The organism is Massilia consociata, from assembly GCF_042432755.1.
Taxonomy (GTDB): Bacteria; Pseudomonadota; Gammaproteobacteria; order Burkholderiales; family Burkholderiaceae_D; genus Telluria; species Telluria consociata.
Window position 1 is genome coordinate 308690 of sequence record NZ_JBHLWP010000001.1, and the last position, 17072, is coordinate 325761.

Below are 17072 nucleotides of genomic sequence, written 5' to 3' on the forward strand. Positions count from 1 at the left end.
CATGGTTGAGCAGGTGGACCGCGACGAATACTGCCAGTACCAGGGCAGAGCATCGGTGCAGTGTCGTGAGCGGGGAGCGGACCTGGTGCGATGTTGGATGCATGGTGATCGTGGATGTGGTGGAAGAGGGACTTGGATATCCCTGAATTCGCTCTTCCTGCGTTCTTATTTCGAGGATTTCAGGTAGGCGCGCAGGCCATGCGTCAGCACGAAGGGGAAGACGCTTGCGTGGTCTTCGTCGTCGAACACGCGCAGGCGCGTCTTCAGGCCCGGGAAGCGGCGCGCGTTCAGGGCCGCATCGAACTCGCGCAGGTCTTCCACCATGTCCGCGTCTTCCTCCGAGCGCGAGCGCCGCTTGCCCGGCGCCAGCCGTTCCAGCCCGCCGATCCCGAAGAACACCGAGGCCGGCAGGTCCCGGTGCTGCGCGGCGTAGGCCTTCTCGCGTTCGAACATGATGCCGGCGTCGTACCACAGCGAAGGGCTGCCGAGGATGTAGTGCTCGAAGCTGCGCGGCTGGGAGAGCAGCATCTGCAGGCCGAGCAGGCTGCCGTAGGAATGGCCGACGAAGACCTTGCGCCCCATGTCGGCGCGGTACAGGCGGGCGACAAGCGGGAACACCTCGGCCGTGACGAAGCGGCCGTAGGCCGCGGCCTCGCCGAAGGCCGGTTGGCGGCCCGGCATGTCCGAGCGGTAGCTGTGCCTGCGCGGCGTCGTCGGGGTGTAGTCGCGGCGGCGGCTGTAGGTGCCGGCGTCGCCCTTCGCATACGACAGGCCGACGACGATGACTTCTTCCATGCCCGCGTGCTTGTGCAGCCGCGAGGCGATATTGCGCACCACCGGAAAGGCGTAGTTCGCATCGACCACGAACAGCACCGGGTAACGCTTGCGGCTGTCGCGGTAGGAGTCGGGCAGGGCGACGTAGAGCTGGTAGTCGCGTCCCAGCACCTGCGCGCGGATGTCGCGGACTTCAGTGTTGTCAAGCAGGTAGGGCGGGGCGGCGGGGCTTTGGGCGAAGGCGCTGCCGGCGGGGGAGACGGCTGAGCAGAGGGCTGAGCACAGAACGAGGCAGCGGGCCAGGCGCTGCGCCAGAAACGGGGAAAGCGCTTTCAATCGGCATCCTTCGGTAGAGACAAGGATCGCCATCCTGCCATGGAAAAATCCCGTAAGATACGTCCTTACCTGTTTTTACCCGTTTCACATGACTTCGCCAGCAGAAAACCCGCCGCAGCCGCGCTTTCGCCCCCGTCCCTGGGACCACCTCGAGACCCCGCAGGACGTCGAACTCTGGATCGACGAGCACAACCGCGCCTTGCAGGAACTGGTCAAGCCGCAGGAAACCGGTGTCGGCATCTGCTTCACCCTGGCCGAGGGCGGCAACGTCTACATGCAGACCACGGGCGATGCCGTGATCCTGGATGTGGAGCCGGAGGCCGACTGGATCGCACCCTTGATCACTGCCGCCACCGGCGCCGAACCGCCGCGCGGGCAGGTCTGGGTGCTCCCCGACGACAGGCTGGTGCAGCTGATCCTGGGCCTGTCGATGCTGGTGCAGAGCACGACCCTGGTCGTGGGCCATCCGTTCGGCGCCAGGGCGCGCAGGCCGGCCTACTGAGTCTTCCCGGCTTCCCGGCACCGGAGCTGTCGGCCATGAAGGCTTCACTGCCGGCGCAGCGCGGCGAAATCAGATACCCCGGAGCTTGCCGGCCTTGCTGTTTTGCCGGTTGAACGATTGGGACTGCGATGCATTCTGGGCCGGCTGGCCGCCGGAAGCCTGCCGGCCTTGTTGTTGATTACCCTGCTGGCCCGCCTGCTGGTTGCCCTGTGCGGACTGTTGTCCGCCTTGCTGCTGTCCGGACTGCTGGCTGCCGGATTGCATGGCTTGTCCTTCCGTGCTGACCAGGTCCTTGCTCGGATCCGCCACGGCAGGGTCGGGAATCGCGCCCTTCATCCGGGTTTCTTGATGTTGAGTCATGCCAGCCTCCTTTGCTGATTGGTTCGTTTGCTTGAGCAGTTCGTGATAGGCCGCCTGCCGGCAGCGTGAATCGGATTGCAGGCGCCGCCATGGACGCTGCGCACGCTGCCGGCCGGGCCCGTGAAGAATGCAGGTGACAGGCGCGCGGCGAACGCGCGCCCTTTGTTCAACGATTGCCTTGCTGGCCACCGGCGTTGCCGCCCTGGTCGTTCTGCTGGTTGAACGCTTCCGCCGCCTGCTGGGCGCTTTCGGTCTGGTTCTGGTTGCCCAGGTCGTCCAGGGCAGGGGTCCCGCCGGACGCATGCTGGCCAGTGTCCTGGTTGCCCTGCCTATTGCCCTGCTGGCCCGACTGCTGGCTGCCGCCCTGGCCATCGTCGCCCTGGCGGTTCGGCTGGCTGCGCTCGGACTTGCCCAGCGCCGGGGTACCGCCCGGCTGGCCGTGCTCGGCCTTCTGCAGGTTGCCGCTGTCGGCGATGTCCGGCGTGCCGACGCCACCGTCCTTGCCGTTGTCGTTCAGGTTGCCCGTGGTGCCGGTGATCCCGGCGGAGCTGGTGCCGACGCCGCTGAGTTCGTCGAAGTTGCGGCCCTTCTGTTGATGTCCCTTGTTTTCACCCATGTCCTTCTCCTGGCTTGATAGGTCGAGACCTGATGGTAGTCTTCCTGGCCGCCGGGACAATCGGAGCGCAGACGTCCCGCGCGTAGGAACTTTCGGACATAGTCAGCTGTGGAGGCAAGAGGCGGATCGCCATGCGAATGCACCGCGGCAAGCCGATGGCCCGCCACGGTGCGTGGAAGTGTTCAAGAAGAGAGGATACGCCCCAGGGTCAGCGGTTGGCACGCTGCTGGTCGCCGTCCTGTTCGCCGTCCTGCTGGCCGGATTGCTGGTTGCCTTGCTGCTGTCCCGATTGCTTGTTGCCCGACTGCTGCCAGATCTTTTCCAGCTTCTTGCGTCCGATATCGGCGTTCAGGTCTTCCATGTGCTGGTAGCTGGGCCCCTGCGCGGCGAAATCCTTGTCGTCACCCATGCCAGACTCCTTTCACTCTATGTTCGGAAAGTTCATGATAGGCGACATCAGGATTTTCGCTATCGGAATTGGCGACGCCGCCGCATAGGACGGCTCGCACAAAGCCAGCAATTCAATGCGGGGTCAAGGTTGGGCCGGTGCGATGCCGAGGGAGCGCAGGAAGCCGTGTACCGCTTCGTAGGCGCCGACGTACTGCTCCGCCGTGAAGCCGCCGTGCCCGCCGCCCTTGATCGTGTGCAGCACGTTCTTCACGCCCGCCTTGTCGAGCGCCGCCTTCAGCCGCACGCCGTGGGCGTAGGGCACCAGCGGATCGGCGTCGCCATGGATCGTGAACACGGCCGGGCCGCCCGCACGCACATGGGTGAGCGGCGACACCGTCCGCGCGAGTCCTTCGCGCCCCGGCATGCTGCCGAACCAGGCTACCGCATAGGAGCGCACGTTCGGCCCCTGCAGCATGTCGGCCACGTCGGTGATGCCATACCAGTTGACCACGGCCGCCACCTTCGGCGCCGGATTCGTATAGGGGCCGCTCCACGTGAATTCGTTGGCGGCGCACTGGTGCGTGAGCGGGGAGTCCGATGGAATCATCGCCGTGGCCAGCGCCAGGTGCCCGCCGGCCGAGTCGCCGGTGGTGACCACCCTGGACAGGTCGAAGTTGTACTTCTTCGCATGACGGCCGACCCACTGCAGGGCGCACAGCGCGTCCTCGACGGCCGCCGGGGCCAGCGCCACGTTCGCCAGCCGGTAGCTGACGTTCACGAAGGCGAAGCCCATCTCCATGTAAGGCAAGGCGGACAGCGCGGCGCCTTCGCGGCGGCCCGCAACCCAGCCGCCGCCATGGAAGTGCATCGCCACGGGCATGGGCTTGTCGCGCTTGTTTACCGGAAGGTAGACATCGAGCTTGAGCTCCTTGCCGCTCGCCGTCAGGTAGGTGACGTTCGCATCGATCCACCAGCCGTGATCGAGCAGGGCGGCGCTGCGCACGCCGGCCTCGCCCGCCTTTGCTGCGAGCGGGAAGGCCAGCGCGCAGGCCACGCAGGCAATTGCTGCGGCGGTAGCCGGCCGCCAGCTCAGGGTCGGCATGCCCGCCCTTACATGTTCGGGTAGTTCGGGCCGCCGCCGCCTTCCGGCGTCACCCATACGATGTTCTGGGTCGGGTCCTTGATGTCGCAGGTCTTGCAGTGCACGCAGTTCTGCGCGTTGATCTGCAGGCGGTCCTTGCCTTCGTCGGTCTTCACGTACTCGTACACGCCGGCCGGGCAGTAGCGCTGTTCCGGGCCGGCATACTTGGCCAGGTTGACGTCCACCGGGATGGCCGGGTTCTTCAGCGTCAGGTGGATCGGCTGGTCCTCGCCGTGGTTGGTGTTCGAGATGAACACCGACGACAGGCGATCGAAAGTAAGCTTGCCGTCCGGTTTCGGATACGCGATCGGCTGGAACTGCGAGGCGGGGCGCAAGGCTTCGTGGTCGGCGTGCTTGTGGTGCAGCGTCCACGGCGCCTTGCCGCGGAAGAGCATCTGGTCGATGCCGGTCATGATGGTGCCGATGTACAGGCCCTTGCTCATCCACGGCTTGAAGTTGCGGGCCACGTGCAGTTCCTCGTGCAGCCAGGATTGCTCGAACGCGGCCGGGTAGGACGCCAGTTCGTCGTGCTGGCGGCCTTCGCCCAGCGCCGCGAACGCGCTTTCCGCGGCCAGCATGCCGGTCTTGATCGCCGCGTGGCTGCCCTTGATGCGGCTGGTGTTCAGGAAGCCGGCATCGCAGCCGATCAGGGCGCCGCCCGGGAACACGGTCTTGGGCAAGGATTGCAAGCCCCCTGCGGTGATGGCCCGCGCACCGTACGAGATGCGCTTGCCGCCCTCGAAGAAGTGGCGGATCGCCGGATGGGTTTTATAGCGCTGGAACTCCTCGTACGGCGACAGGTAGGGGTTCTGGTAGGCCAGGCCCACCACGAAGCCGACCGCCACCTGGTTGTTCTCCAGGTGGTACAGGAAGGAGCCGCCATAGGTGCTGTTGTCCAGCGGCCAGCCGGCGGTGTGGATCACCAGGCCCGGCTGGTGCTTGGCGGGGTCGATCTCCCACAGTTCCTTGATGCCGATGCCGTAGGTCTGCGGGTCCTTGCCCTTGTTGAGGTCATACCTGGCCATCAGCTGGCGGCCCAGGTGGCCGCGCGAGCCTTCCGCGAACAGCGTGTACTTGGCGTGCAGTTCCATGCCGAGCTGGAAGTCCGAACCGGGCTGGCCGTCGCGCTTGACGCCCATGTTGCCGGTGGCGACGCCCTTGACCGAGCCGTCCTCGTTGTACAGCACCTCGGCTGCCGGGAAGCCCGGGAAGATCTCGACGCCCAGGCTTTCCGCCTGCGCACCCAACCAGCGCACCACGTTGGCCAGCGAGATCACGTAGTTGCCGTGGTTGGTCAGCATCTTCGGGACCATGAAGTTCGGCGTCTGGATTGCCTTGGTCTCGGTGAGGAACAGCACACGGTCTTCGGTGACCGGGGTATTGAGCGGTGCGCCTTTTTCCTTCCAGTCCGGGATCAGCTCGTTCAAGGCGATCGGGTCCATGACCGCGCCGGACAGGATGTGCGCACCCAGCTCGCCGCCTTTTTCGAGCACGCAGACGGAGACTTCCTGGCCCTTTTCCGCAGCCAGCTGCTTGAGCCGGATCGCCGCGGACAGACCGGCCGGGCCGCCGCCGACGATGACCACGTCGTACTCCATTGCTTCACGCGGTCCGTATTGTTCGAGGAGGTTGCTTGGCTCAGTCATGGTCTTTTAATAATAGTTGGAAGATTTAAGCACGAGTGTGCACTTTTTCATTGCCGAATGCAATGTTGGCCGCCATTTTACGGACATTATTAGATGCGGCAATCTAATACTGATGATTTGTGTAATCATGATGGCTTCGCCACGAGCGTGGCGCGCTAAACAGGGGAGCCGGACGTGGGTATCGAAGTCAACTACGAAGGAAAAATCGCCATGGTCACCGGCGCCTCGAGCGGCCTGGGCGCGCGTTTTGCCAAGGCGCTGGCCGGTGCCGGGGCGCAGGTGGTGCTGGCCTCGCGCCGGGTCGAGCGCCTGAAGGAGCTGCGCGCCGAGATCGAGGCCGACGGCGGCGCCGCGCACGTGGTGCGGCTCGACGTGACCGACCTGGGGTCGATCAAGGCGGCCATCGCGCACGCCGAGACCGAGGCCGGGCCGATCGACATCCTGGTGAACAACTCGGGCGTCTCGAGCACCCAGCGCCTGCTGGACGTGACCGAGGACGACTACAACTACATCATGGACACCAACCTGCGCGGCGCCTTCTTCGTCGCGCAACAGACCGCCAAGCGCATGATCCAGCGCGCCAAAGGCGACCCGCGCAAGCAGCATCGCATCGTCAACATCGCCTCGGTGGCGGGCCTGCGCGTACTGCCGCAGATCGGCGTGTACTGCATGAGCAAGGCCGGCGTGGTGCAGATGACCAAGGCAATGGCGGTGGAGTGGGGCAAGTACGGCATCAACGTCAACGCCATCTGCCCGGGCTACATCGCCACCGAAATGAACGAGGACTACTTCGACACCGAGCAGGGACGCAAGCTGATCGACATGCTGCCCCGCAAGCGTCCGGGCAAGCCCGAAGACCTCGACGGGCTCCTGCTGCTGCTCGCGGCCGAGGAAGCCCACTTCATTAATGGCGCCATCATCACGGCCGACGACGGGATGACGGCGCAGTAACAGTTTTTTTGTTTGTGTGTTTTAAATCGTAAGGAAGCAATGAGCAATAAGCAGTTCGTGCATTCCATGAGGATCCCCATCCGCTGGGGCGACATGGATGCGATGGGTCACGTCAACAACACCGTCTATTTCCGCTATATCGAATCGGCCCGCATCGCCTGGCTGGAAGCGTCCGGGGCGCTGCCCGACCCGACCGCATCAAGCGAAGGGCCGGTCATCGTCAACGCCTACTGCAGTTTCCTCAAGCAGCTGACCTATCCGGGCGAGATCGAGGTCAGGACCTTTGTCGGACCGCCGGGCCGATCGAGCATCGAGGTCACGCACGAGATCCGCCTGGTCGGGCCCGATGGCCAGGCCGGGGCGCTGCACGCCGAAGGCGGCGCCAAGGTGGTGTGGATCGACTTCAAGGCCGAGAAATCGACGCCGCTGCCGGAGCGGCTGCGGGCGCTGCTGCCAAGTGGGTGAGTGCGGAGGGTACTGACGTATTGCGGTCGCGAACTACAGTGCCAAGTCTTCGCAATCGGCAACCGCGCCTTTTGCGCACGGATTGTGTGGGTCGCTGAGTTACTCGCCCCGCTGCTGCACGACGATTGAATGAGATATAGCGCAACACTGGCTTGGAAGTTCCCGCGGGAGGGCATCTGGAACTTTTTTCGTGCTGCTGCGTCCGCTGATCATTGTAATTCTGTGGATTGGTGCTGACTTACTGGTGAAGCTTACATAAATTCAGTAGGGAGCTTTGATTCTCATCGTAAATTTAGTGGGGTAAGAGAGCTTCTTAGGTCCATACGTAACGAGACCTTTAGGGGCCGCAGGCAACATCTAAAGCTGTCGCACCATCCTTGCACTACTGTCCTAGAAGAGCTGGTTCTACCACTCTTCGAAATTTCCGTCTAGAACTCTCGTGCAACAAGCGTTTTTTGAGTGTGGTGAACATGTAGTGTATGCTTGCAAAATTATGAACGAACTTTGGTAGAGATTGCATCTTTGCCAATTTTGCGTCAGAAATTATAGAACAGCAATGGAAGATTATTTAAAATTTAAGTATACCCATGAGGACATATTTCGCTTGTTCGTGGACAGTATTGTGCCGTCCATTTGCGAAACTGCTGCTTTTCAGAGGCTAAAAGGAATATCATTTCTCGGGGCAGTAGAAAGGACGCCAGAATATTCGAAGCGACGTAATAACCGGTTTGATCATAGTATTGGTGTGGCATTGTTGGCGCAATATTATGCCCAAAAGATGGGGTTTAGTGAGCGAGATCGGATTGCAGTAGTAGTTGCTGCCCTTTTGCATGATATTGGACACGCGCCTTTGTCTCATTCTATAGAACCTCTTTTTGCGGAACGATTTGGTTTAGATCACCATGTTGCGACAGAAAAAATTTTAAGAGGCGAAGTAGGACTTGGTAAAGGATTGCATTCAACACTCTCAAAGTACGCTATTGACGCAGACGAACTCATCAATTTAATGTCTGGTGCTGATCGCACAAAAACGGGGCGTATCTTTTCTTCTCCTATCAACGTTGATACTGTCGAGGCAATTTGGCGGGGCGGTAGTTACGTAAGAAAACAGTTCTTTCATCCGTTGTCGGTGTTAGATGCATTTATCGAATGCGACTTCAAGACCGGTTCAATTGTTGATAGATTTTGGGCTGAAAAGCATTCATTTTACTGGCTGATGATTTACAGTAAAGATGGAGTGGCCGCAGATTATTGGGCCCGTGATCGTGTTGGAGGTAATAAGAGACTGGCGCCTGATGATTTTTATCTTACAGAGAAACATTTCATGTGTAAGTACGTGGCAGAAACTGTGAGTAAAGTTGATCCGGTTGAAGTTAGTATTAAGGTGCGACATTTTGAAGTTGATGAGCGACAAGAAGTGTCTTGCTATGACACACTTTCAGCTAGATACAAGGTCGTGAAATCTAAAAAATCAGTTTTGCTACACCCGCCCAAGAAGTTAGAATCATTTAGAAATTCCACTCTTCTACTAATTTAATTATGCCTTATATTGAAACAGCCAAACAAAATTCTGTGAAAAAAGTTGAGGAGCTGCGGCGGGTACTAAAAAACGATGACACAACGTTCACAATTGTTGTTGGGGGGTCGCTAGCTCGGGGAGAAGCGTCTGATGAATCAGATATTGACTATTTCTTCTTTGGGGACGATGAAGCTAGCGTAGAGCGTGCGAAAGATTTTCTACGTTCGAAAGAAATAGAGATTGCCGCAATCGTCGGAAAAGCGCCTTCTGCCGATGGAGCCTTTGGTTCTGCAGCCTGTGAAACGCGTCAAGCGTTGATTACCGATATTGGGGGTAATAATGATGATAATGCGAAGATCACTCGGCGGATATTATTCTTGCTTGAAGGCTCTTGGTTGACCTCACCAGATACTTTCAAGCGCTATCGGCGGGCTGTTTTAAGTCGGTACGTTTCGGAACACGTCGAGCCACACCACTTAACGCGTTTCCTCTTGAATGATGTAATCCGTTATTATCGAACGATTTGCGTCGACTTTGAGTTTAAGACGGTAGAGAAAAACAAGGAGTGGGGTCTTAGGTATATTAAATTAAGATACTCGAGGCAATTTCTTTATTTCAGTGGCATTGTTGCGATTGCGCAAACGGTGGGATTAAGCCCTTTGGCAAAGGTCGAGCGATTAATTGAGCTGTTTGACTTGACGCCAATCGAACGGGTCCGCACCATTTGCGGTACTAGTGCTGATGAGGCTCTGCGCTTGTACGACAACTTCTTGCAAAAAATTTCGTCGGGTGCAACGCGTACGGAACTGAATACTGTCGGGCAGGACAGGCAGACGCATACTGAAGATTTTAAAGATTTGCAGTCGAAAGGTCGCTTATTTACTGCTGAACTGTCTAAAATTTTAGACGGGACATATGGTCCGCAGCATCCAATCCATAAGGCCCTCGTTTTTTAAGGCTCCTAGAGTATAGGGCGCCATTAGCTCCGACGCGGACGCTGCCGCGAACTTTTGTATCTGCTTGATGCTATGCGCTCAATAGTTCGCCGGCTCAGTTTGTTCACGCGTGCGTTGATCCTGGTGTTCATCAGGGTGGGCAGCTCAAGTTCGCCTGAGTCCACCCAGCAGATGCCAGGTGGTTGTCATTCGTATCCTTGTTGAGTTGGATATGCCCAAGGGCCAGTGGCTGGGCGGGCACCGTACCTCGCTTGGCTGGAACACGCCGGAGCGTCCCTGACCCGACCAGCGCCGGTGAAGGTTGGTCATCGCCCGTGCCTACTGCAGCTTCCTCAAGCAGTTGGGGGCAAATGCCGTCGTCAACATCGTCAGCAACTACAAGAACGTGGAAAACTCGAGCGCGACCGAGTTCGAATGCCACGACGGCGCGATGATGACCGGTGTCGCACTCAAGGGAGAATTCGTCAGGATCAAGCAGTAAGCCTGCGGGATGGATGCGGCGGCAGCAGGAATGGACACGCTCGTGTGGATGGCAGACATCACGGCCCTCCCGGTCGTCCGGCTGGCGGCCTATGCCGACTGGCTGGGCGAATCCGAGCGGCAGCGCCATGTGCGATTCATCAGGCCCGAGCGGCAACGCCAGTTCGTTGCCGGTAGAGCCCTGTTGCGCCGTGTACTTGGCCAGCTGCTTGGCGTAGAGCCCGGCGGCGTTCTCTTGCAGGAGCGGCCCGGACAAGCCCCGGTGCTCGTGCATCCTTTCCGTACCGATGTGAGCTTCAGTATCTCGCATAGCGGCTCGCTGGTCGCCTGTGCCGCCAGTACCGCCACCGCCGTGGGAGTGGATATCGAGCGAATCGATCCGGCCCGCGACGTGCTCGCGCTGGCGGGACAAGCATTTACTCCCGACGCTGTCACGCGGCTAAGCGCCTGCCTGGAAGAGGAGCGTGTCGAGACGTTCTACCGGATGTGGTGCCTGCATGAGGCAGGCATCAAGCTCGGGACGGGCAGCGCTATTGGGTACGTCTTTATGCATGCCGGCTTTGCCGGTGCGCTGTGCTGCGCGCGAGCGCTTGCCGCCGCGCCGGTTCCGATCCTCGTCGATCTGGCTTGCCAATAGCGCCAGGCGCTGCCGTCGGCATGTCGCAGGCCTCCTTGCTCCTGCCGCCGGCGGATGAGCGTTGCGCCCCGGTACGCAAGCTCCTGTTTAAATACGGTCCATGAACGCGCCTTTTCAAGGCGGGCCGTAGCTGCAGGAGGAACACGTTGATCACCAAATTCGCTCAGCCCGACTGGGCTGCCTTGTTCGCAGTCAATACCCCACTCGCCGAGCTGGGCGCGCGCGCCACAGTGCTGTACGTGGTCATCCTGGTGCTGATGCGTGTGATGCCGCGACGCACCGGGGGAGAACTGGCAACCATCGACCTGATTTTCCTGCTCCTGATCGCCGGCGCGGCGTCGAACGCCTTTGGCGAGTACAAATCAGTGACCGAAGGGCTGCTCCTGATCGGGGTGCTGGTGATATGGGATTACGTCTTGAACGCCGCGAGTTACCGTTTTCGTTTCATCGAACGGCTGGTGTCGGCGCCGCCCATTCCGGTGGTTCGCGACGGAAAGCTACTGAGGCGGAACATGCGGCGCGAATTCCTGACCGAAGAAGAGCTGATGAGTTCTCTTCGGCAGCAGGAGATTACCAACCTGGAAGAGGTAAAGATTGCCTATATCGAAGCCGAGGGGGCGATCACGGTAGTGCGTCGCCGATAGCGCTGCCGGCATCGCGGCACGGGAAGGTCAGCGCCCCCCGACCAGCTTGTGCACCAGCTCCGACGAGGTCGACGCCGCGAACTTGCGCATCAGGCTGGCCCGGTGCATCTCCACCGTGCGCGGGCTCAGGTCGGTTTCGCGGGCGATGACCTTGCTGGTCTTTCCCTCCACCAGCAGCGCGGCGATCTCGCGCTCGCGCGGCGTCAGTTCGGCCGACACCGGCCGCTTTTCGCTCACGTCCTCGAAGGTCCAGACGCCGGCGCCCAGCGGCTGGCCCGGGTCGAGCGCGCGCCCGGTGACGTGGCACCAGAACAGCTCGCCGTCGGCGCGGCGCATGATGCGCTCGTCCGAGTAGCGCCCCTTGGCGTTCATGATCGGCACGATGCGATCGCCCGTGCGCAGGAATTCGTCCATCGTCGGGTACAGCACGCTGAACGACTGCCCGTTCAACTGGCCCGGCGCATAACCGAACATCGCCGCCAGCGCCCCATTGCAGGACTGGATCACGCGGTTGGCCGAGACGCACATGCCCACCGGCGCATGCTGGAATATCATTTCGTAATCGATGGCGGCGCCGGGCGGCGGTTCGGCTGGGTTCACTTGAGGTGGATCGACTGCTCGGTTCATGGCGGGGCCGGCCCGTATTTCTACGGTATTGTTATTCGGTACAGCGTATTTTATGCTGAGAATCGACTCTTGGAGGAAAGATCGGCGCACCGCCGCAGGCTGCCACGCCGCCTGCGCAGGTCGCCGGGTTCCAGAAGTAAAAAGGCTTGTTGGCTTAACCTATAAAAGGGACGGGTATGAACAAAGTGTATCCTGATGCGAAGTCGGCGCTGGCCGGCATCGTTGCAGATGGCCAGACCATCGCCGTGGGCGGTTTCGGCCTGTGCGGCATTCCGGAAGCGCTGATCGCGGCGCTGCGGGACTCCGGCGTGAAGAACCTCACCGCCATTTCGAACAACGCCGGCGTGGACGGCTTCGGCCTGGGCCAGCTGCTGGAGACGCGCCAGATCAAGAAAATGATCGCGTCCTACGTCGGCGAAAACAAGGAATTCGCGCGCCAGTTCCTGGCCGGCGAGCTCGAACTCGAATTCACCCCGCAGGGCACGCTGGCCGAAAAGCTGCGCGCCGGTGGCGCCGGCATCCCGGCCTTCTTCACCAAGACCGGCTACGGCACCATCGTCGCAGAAGGCAAGGAAACCCGCGAATTCGACGGCGAGCACTATGTCATGGAGCGTTCGCTGCTGCCGGACGTCTCCCTGGTCAAGGCCTGGAAGGCGGACAAGGCAGGCAACCTGTTGTACCGCAAGACCGCGCGCAACTTCAACCCGAACGTCGCTACCGCAGGCAAGATCTGCATCGTCGAAGTCGAAGAGCTGGTCGAGATCGGCGAGATCGATCCGGACCAGGTGCACACCCCGAGCATCTTCGTGCACCGCATCGTCCACAACCCGACGCCGGAAAAGCGCATCGAACAGCGCACCGTGCGCGCGAACTAAGCACCCCTCGGAGACAGAACATGGCATGGACTCGTGATGAAATGGCCGCGCGCGCGGCGAAGGAACTGCAGGACGGTTTCTATGTGAACCTGGGCATCGGCCTGCCGACCCTGGTGGCGAACTACGTTCCCAACGATATGGAAGTGTTCCTGCAGTCGGAAAACGGCCTGTTGGGCATCGGCCCGTTCCCGACCGAGGAAGAGGTGGACGCCGACCTGATCAACGCCGGCAAGCAGACCGTGACGGCCCTGCCGGGCGCCGCCTACTTCAGCTCGGCCGATTCCTTCGGCATGATCCGCGGCGGCAAGATCAACCTGGCGATCCTGGGTGCGATGCAGGTGTCGCAGCAGGGCGACCTGGCCAACTGGATGATCCCGGGCAAGATGGTCAAGGGCATGGGCGGGGCGATGGATCTCGTCGCCGGCGTCAAGCGCGTGGTCGTGGTGATGGAACACGTCGCCACCGCCAAGGACGGCAGCACCAGCCACAAGATCCTGAAAAAATGCGACCTGCCGCTGACCGGCGTGGGCGTGGTGGACCGCATCATCACCGACCTGGGCGTCATCGACGTCACCGATACCGGCCTCAAGCTGGTGGAACTGGCGCCGGGCGTGACCACGGAGCAGGTGCTGTCGGCGACCGGCTGCGAGCTGGACGTCTCGGCGGTATAAACAATACCGCGGGGGCGGCGTTCCGGCCTTGCGGTGTGCTGGTGTGGATGAAAGCCCGCAGGATGCCCTGCGGGCTTGTTTATTTCAGGGCATCCAGACGCTTGCGCAGCGACGCCGCATGCTCGTCGTCGTTCGGCGACTTCAGCAACTCCGTGAGGGCAAGGCGCTCGGCGGTCTTGAGCGCGTCGGCCGCTTTCACCCGCACGTCCGGCACGACGCCGGTGCCTTCCCAGTTGGTCTTGCTGACCGGGTTGATGGCCTGGCCGCCCGGGATGAATACCTGCATGTGGGGATGGATCCGGTGCGTCCTTCCGGGATGGGCGCCGCCGCCGGTGGTCTCGCCGACGATGACGCCGCGCCGCAGCTGCTGCAGGTTGTAGCTGAATTCCTCGGCGCCCGAGAAGGTGTCCTTGCTGGTGAGGACATACACCTTCTTCGCGCCGCCGAACTTCTTCCCCGGCACGTCCTCTTCGGTCCAGAACGATTCCGTGCGCGCGCCTTCGCGCCAGTGCATGTCGTTCAGGTGGGTGCGCCGGTCGAACAGGTAGCTCGACATGTAGGCAACCGCGTGGGGATCGCCGCCGCCGTTATGGCGCAAGTCGACGATGAGCGCATCGGTGTCGGCGACCAGGGTCATGGCCGCACCGAGCGCGGGTTTGGCGAACCGGGCGGAAGGGAAACTCCGCAGGTCGATGTAGCCGATGTTCCCGGGCAGGGTCTCGACCTTGCGGATGCCGTAGTTCCTGGCCTTGAGATAATCCGCGAGCTTGCGGTCCATGTCCGGCGTCTGCGCAGGGCCGTTGGCGAGGTCCGGGACGGGCTGCGCGCTGTACCAGACGCCGAGATGCTTGTCCCGCGTCGGGTGCCGCAGGTCCTTGGTGAGCATGCTTGCGAATTGGTCGAGGTTCCTGGCCGCGCGGTAGGCCCCGCGTTGTTCCTGTTCCTGCAGGCGATCGACGACCAGTTTCGCCTTGTCCGGGAAGACATACACCTCGCTGATCCTGGCGCCGAGCTCGGACAGGACCTGCTTGCGGGTCGCGTCGTCGAGCCGCGTCTTGTCGGCGGCAGCCGCATCGAAGGCCAGGGTCGCAAGGATTGCAGGTAAAAACAGGAGGGTCGAGGGAAGTTTCATCGTCGTACGTGTCGGGGAAAGGGGAAGTTCCTTGTCGCGGCGTGCTCAGTTCCAGACGTACTGGACCGGCACCCAGGCACGGGCAGGCTTGCCGTCGCGCGTGAGGGGAGGCTTGAACCTGCATTTCACCAGCGCCGAACGGGCCGCTTCGTCAAGGGCGGGGTAGCCGCTCGACTTGTCGAGCTTGGCGTCGACGACCCAGCCGTCCGCACCGATCAGGAAACGCCATTGCACCGTGCCGCGGTGCTGTTGTGCCGCTTCCTCGCTGGGATACTCGGGTCTCGCGCACTTGTTGGTGTCGATGCCTGCGCGGGTGTTTGGCGGGGCTGGCGCGGCAGTTTCTGCGGGCGCCGCCTGAACCGGGCCGATGGCGCCCATCGTGCCCAGGCCAAGCGCAAGGATGAGCGGTTTCCAGAACGCCGCCCTGGGCGCAGGAAGAATGGAAGCGTTAAAACGGGACATGCAATCTCCTTTGTTCTTGTTGGCGCGGCGACGAAGCGGGCAGGCGTCCCTGCCCGACTGCCGAGCGTAGCACGGCAGCTGCGAACTTACTCCAGTGTCCAGACGTACTGGACGGCGGCCCAGGCCTCGACCGGCTTGCCCTTGGTGGTGGCCGGCTTGAACCTGCACTTCGTCAGCGCTGTATGCGCCGCCTCGTCGAGCGCCACGTGGCCGGACGATTTCGTGACTTTCGATCCCTTCACCGTGCCGTTCTTCGCGACCAGGAAGCCGAGGGTGACGGTGCCGGTATGGTGCTGCTTGATCGATTCGGCTGGATAGTGCGGTCTCTCGCAGGTCTCGAAATTGGCGATCGCGGGTTTTTCGGGCGCCGCCAATTTTGCGGCCGGCCCCGCATGAGCGAACACCGCGGCGCTCATGGCCGCCAGCCCCAGTACGGGAATGGCCGCCTTCCAGTTCAATGCCTGTCTCAGGGATTCGGAATCAGGGCGAATCAAGCGTTTGATGCGTGACATGAGATCTCCTCCGTTGGCCGCCTGGGCCAGGTGGTGGGTTGAGAACTGGAGTTTCTCCAGCTCGGAAAGGGCCAGGGCCAGGCGCCGCGGTTCGCCCAGACTCCTTGCTGCGAAATCGTCGGCGATCTGTTCCCGTTCCACCCGGATGCGGGTAGAAATCCACCAGACCGCCGGATGGTAGAAGAGCAGGGTCTCGACCACGTTCTGGCACAGGTTCACCAGGTAGTCGTGACGCTTGATGTGGGCCATCTCGTGGGCCAGCAGCGCGTCGAGCAGGTGCGCCGGCATGCCGGTGACGAGCGCGGCGGGTACCAGCACCGCCGGGCGCCACCAGCCGGCCGTGATCGGGCTGGCCAGGTGCTCGAGCACGCGCAGGCGCACCGATCGGTCCACGCCGAACTGCGCGGCAAGGCGTTCGATGCGCGCCTGCCAGGCCGGGTCCTGGCGTTCATGCTTCACGGCGCGGTCGATCCAGAGCATGCCCAGGACCATGCGCGCCGCCAGGGCCAGCGCGCACACGAACCAGGTGCCGACGATCCACGCCAGGTGGTCGGCGAGCAGCACGCTCCAGCCGGCGTCGAGCGGCGAGCCGGCCATCAGGCCGGCCGCGAACAGCACCGCCGCGTCGCCCCTGCTGCCGGCGCCGCCGTGCAGCCGCAGGCCCAGTTCGAGCGCGGGCCAGGCCAGGCACAGGAGCAGGCCGGTGCAGGCGACGAGGTAGCGCGATTGCGGACGCGCGTTGCGCAGGAGCGTGAGCAGGAAGGCGGTCGCGCAGCCGATCGGCGCACCCTGCCACAGGAAGTGGACCAGGGTCCAGCCGATGCTGGCGACGATGTCGGCGGGGCTCATCGCCGCTTCTCCGGCTGGACTCCCTCCGGCCTGGCGCCGGTGTCGTCCTGCCCCTTGTCTTCACGCAGCAGCTGTTCGATCTCCTCGCGTTCCTTCCTGGAGATGCCGCTCTTGAGCGCGGCCAGCACCAGGGCCTTGGCCGATCCGGCGAAGGCGCGCTGCATCAGGTCCTTCAGCAGATTGGTCTCGACCGAGTCCTGGGCGTGGGCCGGGGCATAGACATGCGAGCGTTCGCTCTCGTCGCGCACCAGGAGGCCCTTGCCGTGCATGATCTGCATCAGGCGCAGCACGGTGGCATAGGTCACGTCCGGCTTGGTCTTCTGCATTTCCTGGTGCACCTGCTTGGCGGTGCCGGAGGCCATCGGCCACAGGACCTGCAGCAGTTCGAGTTCGGCCGGGGTCGGCTTGGGGGTATCGGGTTTGCGTGGCATGCGCGTCCTCATTGGGTAATCGAGGACTAGAATAGTCTGTCTAGACACGCATGTCTATTGATTTCCTGTGCCATGCGTGTTTTATGCGGGCAGGGT

Annotated in this window: 21 protein-coding genes; 10 read left to right on the forward strand and 11 right to left on the reverse strand. The window is 61.9% G+C overall.

All coding sequences use genetic code 11. The annotated features are described in order from the left end of the window. Positions 1 to 165: 165 nt before the first annotated feature. Positions 166 to 1110 (reverse strand): alpha/beta hydrolase, encoded by a 945-nt coding sequence (locus ACFFJK_RS01370; RefSeq protein ID WP_379677276.1) that lies wholly within the window; start codon positions 1108 to 1110, stop codon positions 166 to 168. Positions 1111 to 1198: 88 nt separating this feature from the next. Between ACFFJK_RS01370 and ACFFJK_RS01375 the strand changes: the two genes are divergently transcribed. Then, positions 1199 to 1612 carry a hypothetical protein gene (locus ACFFJK_RS01375; protein WP_379677277.1) on the forward strand — a complete coding sequence of 138 codons (414 nt, stop codon included), beginning with the start codon at positions 1199 to 1201 and terminating at the stop codon, positions 1610 to 1612. Between the two features lie 69 nt (positions 1613 to 1681). Here ACFFJK_RS01375 and ACFFJK_RS01380 read toward each other — a convergent pair whose 3' ends face one another. The 5 genes from ACFFJK_RS01380 to ACFFJK_RS01400 form a co-directional block, all read right to left on the reverse strand. Further along, positions 1682 to 2161, reverse strand: coding sequence for a hypothetical protein (locus tag ACFFJK_RS01380; protein ID WP_379677279.1), 480 nt, complete (start codon positions 2159 to 2161; stop codon positions 1682 to 1684). Next, positions 2139 to 2588 carry a hypothetical protein gene (locus tag ACFFJK_RS01385; protein WP_379677280.1) on the reverse strand — a complete coding sequence of 150 codons (450 nt, stop codon included), beginning with the start codon at positions 2586 to 2588 and terminating at the stop codon, positions 2139 to 2141. The genes ACFFJK_RS01380 and ACFFJK_RS01385 overlap by 23 nt, the downstream gene beginning before the upstream one ends. A 208-nt stretch (positions 2589 to 2796) precedes the next feature. Beyond that, positions 2797 to 2997 (reverse strand): hypothetical protein, encoded by a 201-nt coding sequence (locus tag ACFFJK_RS01390; RefSeq protein WP_379677282.1) that lies wholly within the window; start codon positions 2995 to 2997, stop codon positions 2797 to 2799. Between the two features lie 123 nt (positions 2998 to 3120). Further along, complete coding sequence (locus tag ACFFJK_RS01395) at positions 3121 to 4080, reverse strand: alpha/beta hydrolase fold domain-containing protein (RefSeq protein WP_379677283.1); 960 nt, start codon at positions 4078 to 4080, stop codon at positions 3121 to 3123. Between the two features lie 8 nt (positions 4081 to 4088). Further along, positions 4089 to 5765, reverse strand: coding sequence for an electron transfer flavoprotein-ubiquinone oxidoreductase (locus ACFFJK_RS01400; RefSeq protein ID WP_379677284.1), 1677 nt, complete (start codon positions 5763 to 5765; stop codon positions 4089 to 4091). A gap of 174 nt (positions 5766 to 5939) precedes the next feature. On the opposite strand from ACFFJK_RS01400, the gene ACFFJK_RS01405 reads away from it, so the two are divergent. From ACFFJK_RS01405 to ACFFJK_RS01435, 7 genes are all read left to right on the forward strand, one after another. Continuing rightward, positions 5940 to 6716 (forward strand): SDR family oxidoreductase, encoded by a 777-nt coding sequence (locus ACFFJK_RS01405; RefSeq protein ID WP_231060823.1) that lies wholly within the window; start codon positions 5940 to 5942, stop codon positions 6714 to 6716. 39 nt (positions 6717 to 6755) lie between these two features. Then, positions 6756 to 7181 (forward strand): acyl-CoA thioesterase, encoded by a 426-nt coding sequence (locus ACFFJK_RS01410; RefSeq protein ID WP_379677285.1) that lies wholly within the window; start codon positions 6756 to 6758, stop codon positions 7179 to 7181. A gap of 556 nt (positions 7182 to 7737) precedes the next feature. Beyond that, on the forward strand, positions 7738 to 8718 hold the full coding sequence (locus ACFFJK_RS01415) for an HD domain-containing protein (RefSeq protein WP_379677286.1): 981 nt from the start codon (positions 7738 to 7740) through the stop codon (positions 8716 to 8718). 2 nt (positions 8719 to 8720) lie between these two features. Next, positions 8721 to 9656: a nucleotidyltransferase domain-containing protein gene (locus ACFFJK_RS01420; RefSeq protein WP_379677287.1), complete on the forward strand. Its 936-nt coding sequence runs from the start codon at positions 8721 to 8723 to the stop codon at positions 9654 to 9656. 301 nt (positions 9657 to 9957) lie between these two features. Continuing rightward, positions 9958 to 10137 carry a hypothetical protein gene (locus tag ACFFJK_RS01425; RefSeq protein ID WP_379677288.1) on the forward strand — a complete coding sequence of 60 codons (180 nt, stop codon included), beginning with the start codon at positions 9958 to 9960 and terminating at the stop codon, positions 10135 to 10137. Positions 10138 to 10167: 30 nt separating this feature from the next. Beyond that, positions 10168 to 10773 (forward strand): 4'-phosphopantetheinyl transferase family protein, encoded by a 606-nt coding sequence (locus tag ACFFJK_RS01430; protein ID WP_379677289.1) that lies wholly within the window; start codon positions 10168 to 10170, stop codon positions 10771 to 10773. A gap of 146 nt (positions 10774 to 10919) precedes the next feature. Continuing rightward, positions 10920 to 11417, forward strand: a complete 498-nt coding sequence (locus ACFFJK_RS01435) for a DUF421 domain-containing protein (RefSeq protein ID WP_379677290.1) — start codon at positions 10920 to 10922, stop codon at positions 11415 to 11417. A 27-nt stretch (positions 11418 to 11444) separates the two neighbouring features. On the opposite strand, the gene ACFFJK_RS01440 is transcribed toward ACFFJK_RS01435, so the two are convergent. After that, on the reverse strand, positions 11445 to 12044 hold the full coding sequence (locus ACFFJK_RS01440; RefSeq protein ID WP_379677291.1) for a LuxR C-terminal-related transcriptional regulator: 600 nt from the start codon (positions 12042 to 12044) through the stop codon (positions 11445 to 11447). 176 nt (positions 12045 to 12220) lie between these two features. Here ACFFJK_RS01440 and ACFFJK_RS01445 point away from each other — a divergent pair, with 176 nt between their 5' ends. Continuing rightward, on the forward strand, positions 12221 to 12919 hold the full coding sequence (locus ACFFJK_RS01445; protein WP_379677292.1) for a CoA transferase subunit A: 699 nt from the start codon (positions 12221 to 12223) through the stop codon (positions 12917 to 12919). A 20-nt stretch (positions 12920 to 12939) separates the two neighbouring features. Beyond that, positions 12940 to 13590 carry a 3-oxoacid CoA-transferase subunit B gene (locus tag ACFFJK_RS01450; protein ID WP_379677293.1) on the forward strand — a complete coding sequence of 217 codons (651 nt, stop codon included), beginning with the start codon at positions 12940 to 12942 and terminating at the stop codon, positions 13588 to 13590. 79 nt (positions 13591 to 13669) lie between these two features. Here ACFFJK_RS01450 and ACFFJK_RS01455 read toward each other — a convergent pair whose 3' ends face one another. The 4 genes from ACFFJK_RS01455 to ACFFJK_RS01470 form a co-directional block, all read right to left on the reverse strand. Continuing rightward, positions 13670 to 14722, reverse strand: coding sequence for a S41 family peptidase (locus ACFFJK_RS01455; protein WP_379677294.1), 1053 nt, complete (start codon positions 14720 to 14722; stop codon positions 13670 to 13672). 45 nt (positions 14723 to 14767) lie between these two features. Beyond that, positions 14768 to 15184, reverse strand: coding sequence for an energy transducer TonB (locus ACFFJK_RS01460; RefSeq protein ID WP_379677295.1), 417 nt, complete (start codon positions 15182 to 15184; stop codon positions 14768 to 14770). An 86-nt stretch (positions 15185 to 15270) separates the two neighbouring features. Continuing rightward, positions 15271 to 16545, reverse strand: coding sequence for a TonB family protein (locus tag ACFFJK_RS01465; RefSeq protein ID WP_379677296.1), 1275 nt, complete (start codon positions 16543 to 16545; stop codon positions 15271 to 15273). Then, entirely contained in the window at positions 16542 to 16976 is a 435-nt protein-coding gene (locus ACFFJK_RS01470; RefSeq protein ID WP_379677298.1) for a BlaI/MecI/CopY family transcriptional regulator, read from the reverse strand. Before ACFFJK_RS01470 ends, ACFFJK_RS01465 begins: the two co-directional genes overlap by 4 nt. Between the last annotated feature and the right edge of the window lie 96 nt (positions 16977 to 17072).

Excerpts from the sequence above, each read along its gene's own strand:
- ACFFJK_RS01385 (WP_379677280.1), bottom strand. The coding sequence starts at position 2,588 with ATGGGTGAAAACAAGGGACATCAACAGAAGGGCCGCAACTTCGACGAA.
- ACFFJK_RS01455 (WP_379677294.1), bottom strand. The coding sequence starts at position 14,722 with ATGAAACTTCCCTCGACCCTCCTGTTTTTACCTGCAATCCTTGCGACC.
- ACFFJK_RS01375 (WP_379677277.1), top strand. The coding sequence starts at position 1,199 with ATGACTTCGCCAGCAGAAAACCCGCCGCAGCCGCGCTTTCGCCCCCGT.
- ACFFJK_RS01415 (WP_379677286.1), top strand. The coding sequence starts at position 7,738 with ATGGAAGATTATTTAAAATTTAAGTATACCCATGAGGACATATTTCGC.
- ACFFJK_RS01440 (WP_379677291.1), bottom strand. The coding sequence starts at position 12,044 with ATGAACCGAGCAGTCGATCCACCTCAAGTGAACCCAGCCGAACCGCCG.
- ACFFJK_RS01465 (WP_379677296.1), bottom strand. The coding sequence starts at position 16,545 with ATGAGCCCCGCCGACATCGTCGCCAGCATCGGCTGGACCCTGGTCCAC.
- ACFFJK_RS01395 (WP_379677283.1), bottom strand. The coding sequence starts at position 4,080 with ATGCCGACCCTGAGCTGGCGGCCGGCTACCGCCGCAGCAATTGCCTGC.
- ACFFJK_RS01400 (WP_379677284.1), bottom strand. The coding sequence starts at position 5,765 with ATGACTGAGCCAAGCAACCTCCTCGAACAATACGGACCGCGTGAAGCA.
- ACFFJK_RS01420 (WP_379677287.1), top strand. The coding sequence starts at position 8,721 with ATGCCTTATATTGAAACAGCCAAACAAAATTCTGTGAAAAAAGTTGAG.
- ACFFJK_RS01450 (WP_379677293.1), top strand. The coding sequence starts at position 12,940 with ATGGCATGGACTCGTGATGAAATGGCCGCGCGCGCGGCGAAGGAACTG.
- ACFFJK_RS01430 (WP_379677289.1), top strand. The coding sequence starts at position 10,168 with ATGGACACGCTCGTGTGGATGGCAGACATCACGGCCCTCCCGGTCGTC.
- ACFFJK_RS01410 (WP_379677285.1), top strand. The coding sequence starts at position 6,756 with ATGAGCAATAAGCAGTTCGTGCATTCCATGAGGATCCCCATCCGCTGG.
- ACFFJK_RS01460 (WP_379677295.1), bottom strand. The coding sequence starts at position 15,184 with ATGTCCCGTTTTAACGCTTCCATTCTTCCTGCGCCCAGGGCGGCGTTC.
- ACFFJK_RS01445 (WP_379677292.1), top strand. The coding sequence starts at position 12,221 with ATGAACAAAGTGTATCCTGATGCGAAGTCGGCGCTGGCCGGCATCGTT.
- ACFFJK_RS01470 (WP_379677298.1), bottom strand. The coding sequence starts at position 16,976 with ATGCCACGCAAACCCGATACCCCCAAGCCGACCCCGGCCGAACTCGAA.
- ACFFJK_RS01390 (WP_379677282.1), bottom strand. The coding sequence starts at position 2,997 with ATGGGTGACGACAAGGATTTCGCCGCGCAGGGGCCCAGCTACCAGCAC.